The organism is Acinetobacter sp. B51(2017), assembly GCF_003711395.1.
Lineage (GTDB): Bacteria > Pseudomonadota > Gammaproteobacteria > Pseudomonadales > Moraxellaceae > Acinetobacter.
The window spans coordinates 158,987-169,448 of sequence record NZ_PJRJ01000003.1 but is presented as its reverse complement, the minus strand read 5'-3'; the positions used below and the strand labels follow the sequence as shown (position 1 = coordinate 169,448).

The 10,462-nt window shown below is 41.5% G+C and carries 7 protein-coding genes and 1 pseudogene; 4 read left to right on the top strand and 4 right to left on the bottom strand.

Going from position 1 to position 10,462, the window contains the following annotated elements; genetic code table 11:
* The first annotated feature begins 334 nt into the window (after positions 1-334).
* Entirely contained in the window at positions 335-550 is a 216-nt protein-coding gene (locus CYK47_RS02905) for a DUF1653 domain-containing protein (RefSeq protein ID WP_122898744.1), read from the top strand.
* Positions 551-775: 225 nt separating this feature from the next.
* Here CYK47_RS02905 and CYK47_RS02900 read toward each other — a convergent pair whose 3' ends face one another.
* Positions 776-982, bottom strand: coding sequence for a KTSC domain-containing protein (locus tag CYK47_RS02900; RefSeq protein ID WP_122898763.1), 207 nt, complete (start codon positions 980-982; stop codon positions 776-778).
* Between the two features lie 274 nt (positions 983-1,256).
* Between CYK47_RS02900 and CYK47_RS02895 the strand changes: the two genes are divergently transcribed.
* Positions 1,257-2,348 (top strand): zinc-binding metallopeptidase family protein, encoded by a 1,092-nt coding sequence (locus tag CYK47_RS02895; RefSeq protein WP_122898743.1) that lies wholly within the window; start codon positions 1,257-1,259, stop codon positions 2,346-2,348.
* Between the two features lie 30 nt (positions 2,349-2,378).
* Here the strand turns inward: CYK47_RS02895 and CYK47_RS02890 are convergent, their stop codons facing one another.
* Both CYK47_RS02890 and ahpC read right to left on the bottom strand, forming a co-directional pair.
* A complete protein-coding gene (locus CYK47_RS02890) occupies positions 2,379-2,849 on the bottom strand; it encodes a hypothetical protein (protein WP_122898740.1) in 471 nt (156 codons plus the stop codon).
* Positions 2,850-2,981: 132 nt separating this feature from the next.
* Complete coding sequence (ahpC, locus tag CYK47_RS02885; RefSeq protein WP_122898761.1) at positions 2,982-3,545, bottom strand: alkyl hydroperoxide reductase subunit C; 564 nt, start codon at positions 3,543-3,545, stop codon at positions 2,982-2,984.
* Positions 3,546-3,868: 323 nt separating this feature from the next.
* On the opposite strand from ahpC, the gene hrpA reads away from it, so the two are divergent.
* Both hrpA and CYK47_RS02875 read left to right on the top strand, forming a co-directional pair.
* Positions 3,869-7,813 carry an ATP-dependent RNA helicase HrpA gene (hrpA, locus tag CYK47_RS02880; protein ID WP_122898738.1) on the top strand — a complete coding sequence of 1,315 codons (3,945 nt, stop codon included), beginning with the start codon at positions 3,869-3,871 and terminating at the stop codon, positions 7,811-7,813.
* Positions 7,814-7,844: 31 nt separating this feature from the next.
* The gene (locus tag CYK47_RS02875; RefSeq protein ID WP_122898736.1) at positions 7,845-8,951 is read left to right on the top strand and encodes a beta-ketoacyl-ACP synthase III; all 1,107 of its coding nucleotides are present in this window, start codon (positions 7,845-7,847) and stop codon (positions 8,949-8,951) included.
* Positions 8,952-8,996: 45 nt separating this feature from the next.
* On the opposite strand, the pseudogene CYK47_RS02870 reads toward CYK47_RS02875, so the two are convergent.
* A pseudogene (locus CYK47_RS02870) lies at positions 8,997-10,409 on the bottom strand (short-chain fatty acid transporter).
* Between the last annotated feature and the right edge of the window lie 53 nt (positions 10,410-10,462).

Here is a 10,462-nt window from a genome sequence, read left to right as displayed (position 1 = left end):
GTTGATTTATCTGAATCATCTAGGGCTGCAACCAATTCAATTGGGCCTTCTAGGCGTTCTAATAAAGCTTTTAATTGCGCTTGTGTATTTTGATCTAACATTGCTAACGTCTCCAAAGGAGTAAATATTTACTTGATGAAACAATCATAAAATAGATCGATAAATAGATAAAACGGTTAGTTTTTATAAATATGATCGGAAAAATAGATTTAAAGATCATTTCATCAACAATTTCATAAATCTATATGGGGGATTTATGTTAAGTTTCAAGTAAAGCAGCACCGACTCATTTATGTTAATTTAATTACTTCATTTTCAAAAGAGCAGTGATGTTATGCAATTACAGCGTGGTATTTACCAGCATTATAAAGGCAAGCAGTATCAAGTCTTCCATGTAGCGAGCCACAGTGAAACACAAGAAAAATTGGTGGTGTACCAGTGTTTATATGGGGATTATTCGATGTGGGTGCGCCCGCTGGAAATGTTTTTAGAAGATGTCGAGATTGAGGGGCAAGTTATGCCACGTTTTAAATTGATTCAAGCATTATAAACCCATATACAGGATAGCGCAGTCAACACCAACACCTTAGTGATGAAGGGGGCGGCAAGCTTAAAGAGCGAGATATTATGCAGTGATTGCCACAGTCCAATCGTCACAACAGGCTTTAAGCCAGAGATGTAGCAAAATACACGAGATTGCTGCCACAAGCGTGAATATAGGGCGAAAGCTGACATTCACGCTTGACGTTTACAAGGGGATACTGGCGATTTGGCCTTAGAGCAAACTGACTCTAGTAAAATGCACATCATATTCTAAATATTTATGTACGAAAGCGGCTTTATCACTACGACGTAATAAATTGGCATAGACAAATTTAGGTACAGAGTAATACAGCTCTGCTGAACCATTGTCATAAAAAATGTGTAAGTGCCGAGACGTCGAGTTATATCTCCATGACGTGACTCTAAGTGCTACTCCCATAGGCAACTCCTTATTCACAAAGGTTTTTTCTATCATTATTATGTTGCGGCTTATTTGAAATTACTTGAATTAGCCGCTTTTCTATATAGCAGTATTGTAAACTGCTATGTTCAAGTTACTATGCCAAATTTATGCCAAACAGCGGCGCAAAAGTACTGTGGCCTCATCGACTATTCGCGGCTGTTGGGCAGATGAAAAAAGTAACAATTGTGTGGTGTAGTCGCGCTAAAAACTCAATTAAAATTCAGCAAAATAACAATGATTGAGAAAGAAAATGCAATTATTTGAATGTTCTAACTGCCATCAGCCTGTATATTTTGATAATAATTATTGTACGGCTTGTCAGCATGCGTTGGGCTTTGATGCGAAACAGATGCAGATGGTGGCCTTAGAGGGTAGTGAGGATGCTGCAATATGGACTGAACCAAGCAGTCAAACCCAATATAAATTTTGTCAAAATAAACAATATCACGTCTGTAATTGGTTGTTACTTGAGACAGATCAACAAGCGTTTTGTTTGGCATGTTCGCTGAATCGAGTGATTCCAAATTTAAGCGAGCCTGAATATCGTCAACGTTGGCATAAAATTGAACTGGCTAAACATCGCTTAGTCTACGCTTTATTGCGTTGGCAATTACCATTGGAAAATAAGCTACAAAATCCACAGCAGGGTTTGGCCTTTGATTTTAAAGCTGACCCCAATTGTCCTCATGAACCTAAAGTCATGACAGGACATGATAATGGCTTGATTACCTTAAATATTGCTGAAGCTGATGATGTAGAACGTGCGATGGCACGTAACAATATGGATGAGGTATACCGCACATTACTCGGGCATTTTCGCCATGAAATAGGGCACTATTATTGGGATGTGTTGGTTGATGGCACCGAATTTTTGCAGCCATGCCGTGCCTTATTTGGCGATGAACGCATGGATTATCAACAGGCGCTAGATCGTCATTATCATCAAGGGCCGCCAAGCGATTGGATGCAACATTATATTAGCCCTTATGCCACCATGCATCCTTGGGAAGATTGGGCAGAAACCTGGGCACATTATTTACATATTGTCGATGTGCTTGAAACAGCAGATTCTTTTGGGATGCAAATTCGCCCTCAAGTGGTACAACAGCAACACGACCATTTAATGCATTTGGCTGTAAAGAAAAATCCTTACTATAATCAAAGTCTTGATGAGATTTATCAAGCTTGGTTGCCCATTTCCTTTGCCATGAATAGCTTAAATCGCAGTATGGGGCAAGATGATTTTTATCCTTTTGTCATTAATCTTGAAGTACAAAACAAATTAAGATTTATTCATGAAGTGATTCAAGCCACAGCACAAAAAGCACACCAAGCAGCTTAAACATAACAACCACGCCAAGCGCGTGGTTTTTTATAGCGTTTGGCATTGTGCCACTTTAGAAGGCGCTTGATTATGAGCACCTAGCGGGGCAATACGGTTATGCACGCACAATAATGCTTGGCTACGATTATGCTCAAGTTGAATGGTGCCTAGATTGTTTTGTAAATCAATCTCTCCTTCAACTTGATTGCGTTTTAACAAGATCTCACGTCCTGCGGCCAACTGAATGTTGCCTGCAACACGGGTTTCTTCAATCTGTATACCACTAAAATAGGCATTAGCTTGAATATTGCCACTGACTTGGCTGCGTTTTAATACCAAACTGCCATGTGGCTTGATCTCAATATTGCCGTTAATTTGAGCATTATCTAAGATACATTTTTTTTCAACCAACAGATCAGCATTAATACTTTTATTGCGCAATTGACCTTGGCAAATCAGCGTGTTAGCAAAGCTGGGTAAGGCAATGAAGCACAAGAAAATAGCGGTAAATTTATGCATGATAAAGCCCTAAATGATACTTGGCTATATTTTGCACTATTAATACGCTAAAGATAAGTTTTGATAGATGAAAAGACATAAAAAAACCACGCCTTGAGCGTGGTTTTTTAAATCAGTTTAATCTAATCAAGATTAGATTTTACCAACTAAGTCGATTGAAGGAGCAAGCGTTGCGTCGCCTTCTTTCCATTTAGCAGGGCAAACTTCGCCTGGGTGAGCGTGTACGTATTGAGCCGCTTTAACTTTACGAAGAAGTTCTTGAGCATCACGACCGATACCACCCGCGTTGATTTCAACGATTTGGATTTTACCTTCTGGATCGATAACGAAAGTACCACGGTCAGCAAGACCAGCAGCTTCAATTAATACTTCGAAGTTTTTAGATAAAGTCCAAGTTGGATCGCCGATTAATGGGTATTGGATTTTACCAATCACATCAGAAGTGTCATGCCAAGCTTTGTGAGTGAAGTGAGTGTCAGTAGAAACACCGTAGATTTCCACGCCTAATTTTTGGAATTCAGCGTAGTTGTCAGCAAGGTCACCAAGCTCAGTTGGGCAAACGAAAGTAAAGTCAGCTGGGTAGAAGAATACTACAGACCATTTGCCTTTAAGATCAGCTTCTGATAATTCAACGAATTGACCGTTGTGGTACGCAGTTGCGTTAAATGGTTTAACTTCAGTATTAATTAAGCTCATCATTGTCTCCATGATTGAGGTTTGTAATTTGATTTCCATAAGCATATAGAAATTAGGCGGCTTGCTAAAACAGAATTTTTGCATGACTAAAATCGGAAAATCCGAATTGAAGCAACAAAACTCTATTTCAAACCAGTAAACCTGTTATATAAATTAGTACAACAGATATAGTTTGCAAAGCTGTTAAAAACGTGGGGATGCGCTTTAAAAATTCAAGGTCAAATACACAAAAAAGTTCAAAATATTCAAAATTGTTACGCTTTCCCCAAAGCCCATAACAGCGTAAAATAGCGCGCTATTGTGAGCTTTAGGAATACTTTTCAGTGCAGCGAGATTTAAATGTAGAACAGTTGGTGATGGCGCGTGACCTTCACCGTTTAAATCGACTACGTAAAGGAAAGGATGCCAATCGAGAACAATATCAAGTACTTTGGGATCAATCACATGCCAAAGTCTTAGCCCGTGTTGAGCGCTTACCTCACATTAAGCTCAATCAAGATTTACCTGTGACCCAATATGCCGACAAATTAATCGATGCCATCAACGCGCATCAAGTGATTATTGTTGCAGGTGAAACGGGTTCCGGTAAAACAACACAATTACCGCAAATTGCCATGTTGGCAGGACGTGGTTTAACCGGTCTGATTGGGCATACCCAACCGCGACGTTTGGCTGCACGTAGCGTATCGCAGCGTATTGCCGAAGAAGTCGGTGAAAAACTCGGTGAATCCATTTCATTTAAAGTGCGTTTTAACGAACAAGGCTCGCAAGATTCGATTGTGCGTTTAATGACCGATGGTATTTTGCTCGCAGAATTAGCAAATGACCGATTCCTGACTAAATATGACACCATTATTCTTGATGAAGCGCATGAACGCTCGCTGAATATCGACTTTATTATGGGCTATTTAAAACAGCTCTTACCGCGTCGTAAAGATTTAAAAGTCATTATTACCTCAGCAACTTTAGACGTGAATCGCTTTAGCAATTACTTTAATGGCGCACCAATTTTTGAAGTTGAAGGCCGTAGTTTCCCTGTAGAAGTGCGTTATCGTCCGGTGTCTGAGTTGCCTGTGGGTGGTAGTGACGACGACGAATTTGATGATTTTGAAGAAAACTTACCGCGCGCGGTGGTTGCAGCTGTAGAAGAATGTTTTGCTGATGCACAAGCCAAAGGTCATCCTGAACATGCTGATATTTTGGTCTTCGCTTCAACCGAACAAGAAATTCGCGAACTACAAGAAACCCTACAAAAATATGGCCCACGGCATACCGAAATTCTACCGCTGTATGCACGTTTGGCCTTAGCCGAACAGCAAAAAATCTTTAATCCATCGGGTGGTGGACGTCGTATTATTATTGCCACCAACGTGGCAGAAACCGCGTTAACGGTACCCAATATCCGTTATGTGATTGATAGTGGTTTTGCGCGTATTTCACGTTATAACTATCGTTCTCGTGTGCAACGTTTACCAATTGAAGCAGTCTCTCAAGCGGCAGCCAATCAGCGTAAAGGGCGCTGTGGTCGTATTGCACCGGGTGTCTGTATTCGCTTGTACTCTGAGGAAGATTTTTTAAGTCGTCCTGAATTTACTGAGCCGGAAATTAAACGCACCAACTTAGCATCAGTAATTTTACAGATGCAAAGTTTAGGCTTTGGTGATTTGGAAGACTTTGATTTTATCGAGCCACCCGATTTACGTTTAGTCAATGATGGTCGTAAGCTGCTGATTGAACTTGGCGCGATGACCGAGAAAAAAGCTAAACAGCCTCAAGACAATCCTCCTAAATCCTCCTTTAAAAAAGGAGGACTTGAAAAAGCCCCTCTTTCTAAAAGAGGGGTTGGGGGAGATTCCTTAACCAAAATTGGTCAACAAATGGCAAAAATGCCAATTGACCCACGTCTTGCGCGTATGATTTTAGGCGGCGCGCATTTTGGTGTACTCAATGAAGTGTTGGTGATTGTGGCAGCGCTTGCGGTACAAGATCCGCGTGAACGTCCTGCGGATAAACAAATGCAGGCCGATCAAAAGCATGCTTTATTCCGTGAAGCCGATTCTGACTTTTTATTCTATTTAAAACTGTGGGAAACGCTGCACGCCAATCGCGAAACCATGAGCGAAAATAAGCGGCGTAACTTTGCCCGTCAGTATTTCCTCAGTTGGTTGCGTTTGCGTGAGTGGAAAAAAACCCATGAACAATTGGTGGATTTAGCCCAAGGTTTAAAATTGTCGTTTAACTCGAAAAAAGCCAATTACGAAAATCTACATCGTGCTTTACTGACCGGTTTATTATCGTTTATTGCCAATAAAACCGATGAACGTAATGTGTTTATGGCGGTGCGTCAGCAAAAAGCGCGCATTTTCCCTGCTTCAACGCTGCATAAAACCAATACCCCGTGGGTGATGGCTTTTGAAATGGTAGAAACTTCGCAGGTGTATTTACGTACTCTGGCCAAGATTGAACCGGAATGGATTTTATTGGCAGCAGGTGATTTACTCAAACATCATTACTTTGAGCCGCATTGGTCGAAAAAAGCCGGTATTGTGAATGCCTATGATCAAATCTCGCTGTTTGGCTTGATTATTGAACCGCGTCGTTTAATGAATTACGAAAAAGTCGATCAAGCAGGCGCGCATGAAATCTTCTTACGTGATGCTTTAACCACAGGCAATCTAGGCATTACTCCGCCATTTTTAAAGCACAACTTACTTAAACTTGAAGAAGTTGAGCGCGTTGAAGATAAATTGCGTCGTCGTGATTTGGTGGTGGATGAAGAGACCATTTATCAATTTTATGCTGATAAAGTACCGACCGAAGTGGCAAGCCGTCGTAGTTTTGAAGATTGGCGCGCGACCGTTGAGCCAAAACAGCCGCGTTACTTGTTTGTTGAAGATGATGCACTGTGGCTCAATGACCGTCCAACCACGCAGCAGTTCCCAGATTATTTACATAACGGCAGTTTAAGACTTGCGGCAAGTTATCGTTTTGACCCAAGTCATGATCAAGATGGGGCAACCGTCAACATTCCACTGCAAGCTTTAGCGCAAGTGGATGAAAATATGTGGTCATGGGGGATTCCGGGGTGGCGTCAGGATTTAATTGAAGCGCTACTCAAAACACTGCCCAAAGACAAACGTCGTAATTTAGTGCCGATCCCAGATACCGCACGTAAGTTAATGCAACGTGTGGATGCGGTACATTTACGCGAACATATTTTAAGTTTCTTAAGTTTCCAATTGCGCGGCGAGCAGGTCACAGCACAAGACTTTAATCTTGAGCGTATTGATCAATACCTTTTACCGTTTATTAAAGTGATTGATGAAAAAGGGCGTGTCCTTGAGCAAGGGCGTGACTTAAACGAACTCAAAGCCCGTTGCCGTACCGAAACTCATAGCCCAGTCAAACAGCTTAAAGGTGAATTTAAGACTTTCCCTGAGCAATTTGTGTTTGAAGCATCGCAAAAAGTAACCGGTGTAGTGGTGAAACAATACCAAGCTTTGGTCGCCACAAAAGATTTTGCTGCCTTAGAGCAAAAAGATGAGTCGGGTGTGGTGATTCAAACCTTTAACGATCAAGCCGAAGCCATTCGACAGCATCGCCAAGGGGTGATTCGTCTGGTGCATATGCAATTGGGTGATTTAATTCGTCAACTGAAAAAACAAATTTCTAAACCATTGGCATTGGCTTATTCGCCCCTTGGTGATAAAGCCAAACTCGAGCAAATGTTGGTGTATGCCACTTTAGAAATGGCCATTACTGATTTGCCGGTGAATGCTGCTGAATTTGAACAGTTGCTGGCTGAGGTGAAAAAGACCTTCTTAACGCATGGTCAAACGGCATTACGTGTGATGTCGGATATTTATATTCAGTGGCAAGAGATCCGCCGTGGTTTAGGCGGACTCAATAGCGCTGTATTTGGCAAAAGTATGGATGATATTGAAGATCAACTTGATCTGATGGCATTGTCGAATTTTGTCTATATGAAGCCAAGTGATGTATGGCTTGAGTTTCCGCGTTATCTAAAAGCCTTAATTATGCGTTTGGAGCGTTTGCCAAATAATTTACAAAGGGACGATTCTGCCATTGATCAAGTAGACCCTTGGATGGAAAAATTGTTCACTTTTAAAAATGACCCGCGCCTAAAAGAACTCTACTTTATGGTCGAGGAGCTGCGCATCTCGTTGTTTTCACAACCAATGAAAACCAAGATGCCAATTTCAGCCAATCGTCTACAAAAAGTTTGGGAACGTTTAGGAATCCGTTAATATACTCACCATTTTTCCATAGGAGTTTTACATGGGCATCCGTATTACAGGTACAGGTTTATATACACCTGCTGAAACCATCACGAACGAAGAGTTAGTTCAAAGTTTAAATGCTTATGTAGAACGTTATAACACTGAAAACGCAGCTCAAATTGCCGCGGGCGAAATTGAAGAGTTGCGTACTTCAAGTGCAGAATTTATTGAAAAAGCATCTGGTATTAAAAGCCGTTATGTGGCAGAAAAGTCAGGTATTTTAGATATCGACTCTATGCGTCCACGTTTAACTGAACGTCCAAATGAAGAAATTTCATTACAAGCGGAGTGGGGCGTGGCAGCAGCCAAACAAGCGATGGACAATGCCGGCGTGACTGCAGAAGATATCGATGTTGTGATTATGGCATGTTCGCAATTACAACGTGGCTATCCTGCGCTTGCGATTGAAATTCAATCGGTATTGGGTATTCAAGGCTATGGCTACGATATGAACGTGGCATGTTCTGCCGCAACATTTGGCTTAAAACAAGCCTATGATGCGATTAAATGTGGCGCGCGCCGTGTGTTGTTGGTGAATGTTGAAATCACATCAGGTCAGTTAGATTACACCTCGCGTGATTCACACTTTATTTTTGGTGATGTGGCAATGGCTTCAATCATTGAGGATACCGACAGCAAAACTGGTTTTGAAATTTTAGATACTTATCTCTATACCCAATTCTCAAACAATATCCGTAATAACTTTGGTTATTTAAACCCAGCTGAACAAGCAACAGGTAAAGGTTTATTGTTCCGTCAAGACGGACGTAAGGTATTTAAAGAAGTCTGTCCATTGGTGGCAAAAACCATTAAAAACCAAGTGGCAAAAAACAATTTAACCCCTGAACAAATCAAACGTTTCTGGTTGCACCAAGCCAATGTCAACATGAACGAATTGATTTTAAAATACGTAGCAGGTAAAGAAGCGCCAATTGAACGTGCGCCAATTATCCTTGATGAGTTTGCTAATACTTCATCTGCAGGTGTGATGATTGCATTACATAAAACTGCCCATGAAGTGAATGATGGTGAATACGGCGTATTATGTTCATTTGGTGCGGGCTACTCAGTCGGTTCAATCCTGGTGAAAAAAGTTGTAGTTTAAATTTTAAATTGCACATAAAAAAGGCGCTGAATGCGCCTTTTTTATTTAGGAAAATACCGGTGGTGCATAGCTTAAAGTACGACCTAAAAACCAGAGTAGAAATAGCACTAAAGGAATATGGAAAATCAGCTGGGTGACGGTAAAACCAATCACGTCTTTGGCTTTAATTTTTAAAATTCCTAGCATCGGTAACATAAAAAATGGGTTAATTAAGTTGGGCAGGGCTTCAGCTGCATTATAAATTTGCACTGACCACCCCAAATGTACTTTTAAGTCATGCGCTGCTTGCATCACATAAGGGGCTTCAATAATCCATTTGCCACCGCCTGACGGAATAAAGAAACCTAAAATAGCCGAGTAAACCCCCATCACAATCGCAAACGTTTCTTGCGAGGCAATCGAAACAAAAAACTCGGCAATATAATGCGACAGCGATAAATCTTGCGCGTTATGGGCGTTGGTCATCATAAACGCGATACTGCCATAGAGTGGAAATTGAATCAAAACGCCTGCAACGGCAGGTACTGCTTTGGTGACGGCATTTAAAAAATTCCGTGGTGTACCGTGTAAGGCAATGCCGAGCATTAAGAAAATAAAGTTATAGGTGTTCAGGCTCGAAATGGCCAAAATCGGATTACTTTTAGAAAACTCATTGACCATCCACACCACACCGAGTAATACAATTAAAATGCTGAGTAAAGGTGAGTTCTCGAGCCAATCGCCGGGGCGTTTGGGTGTGTTGGCTTCAACAGGTTTTTCTTCATCAAGCTGAATATCAAATTGATCTATAGTTTTAATATGTTGACCTTTAGGTGCTGACCAAAATGCAATCGCAATCGAAGCAACAATCAGCACTGCGGTCATGATCATGGATTGCGGTAAAAAGATGGTTTCGGTAAAAGGAATCACGCCAGTTAAATTATAAATTGGCTCAGGCAGACTGGCTTTATTGGCTTGTAGCTGTGCGGCAGAGGAGCTAATGCCGAGTGCCCACGTTGCGCCCATGCCAATAATGGCGGCTGCCGCTGCAGCGCGGTAATCCATATTCAGCTCTTTACGTTTGGCGAGTGCAATGACGAGTAATGCGGTGAGTACGGTACTCATGGCCCAATTGACTAAAGAAATCAGTAGACTGACAGTTGCCACTAACACAATCGCACCGCGGCCTGAATGCGGTAGACGTGCAAGAACACGAATTAAAGCCTGTACTGGTTTAGAGACCGAGACTACATAACCGACCACAATTAGCATACACATTTATAAAGTAAACGGAATCAGACTCCAAAAACCATCGCCAAACGAGAGCGCCACGGACTGTGCAGGGGCACCAATAAAAATAGCTGCCACTGCGACAATAATCACCCCAAGGAGTGCGAAAATGTAGGAATCAGGAAACCATTTTTCTGACCAATCACTGACCCGAAGCGCAAAGCGCTGCATAAAATTTTGTTGTTCCATCTTTATATTCCATGATGATTTTTTATTAAAAAAGCCCTTTAAAACCAGTGGCT

Excerpts from the sequence above, each read along its gene's own strand:
- CYK47_RS02905 (WP_122898744.1), top strand. The coding sequence starts at position 335 with ATGCAATTACAGCGTGGTATTTACCAGCATTATAAAGGCAAGCAGTAT.
- CYK47_RS02890 (WP_122898740.1), bottom strand. The coding sequence starts at position 2,849 with ATGCATAAATTTACCGCTATTTTCTTGTGCTTCATTGCCTTACCCAGC.
- CYK47_RS02900 (WP_122898763.1), bottom strand. The coding sequence starts at position 982 with ATGGGAGTAGCACTTAGAGTCACGTCATGGAGATATAACTCGACGTCT.
- CYK47_RS02875 (WP_122898736.1), top strand. The coding sequence starts at position 7,845 with ATGGGCATCCGTATTACAGGTACAGGTTTATATACACCTGCTGAAACC.
- CYK47_RS02895 (WP_122898743.1), top strand. The coding sequence starts at position 1,257 with ATGCAATTATTTGAATGTTCTAACTGCCATCAGCCTGTATATTTTGAT.
- ahpC (WP_122898761.1), bottom strand. The coding sequence starts at position 3,545 with ATGAGCTTAATTAATACTGAAGTTAAACCATTTAACGCAACTGCGTAC.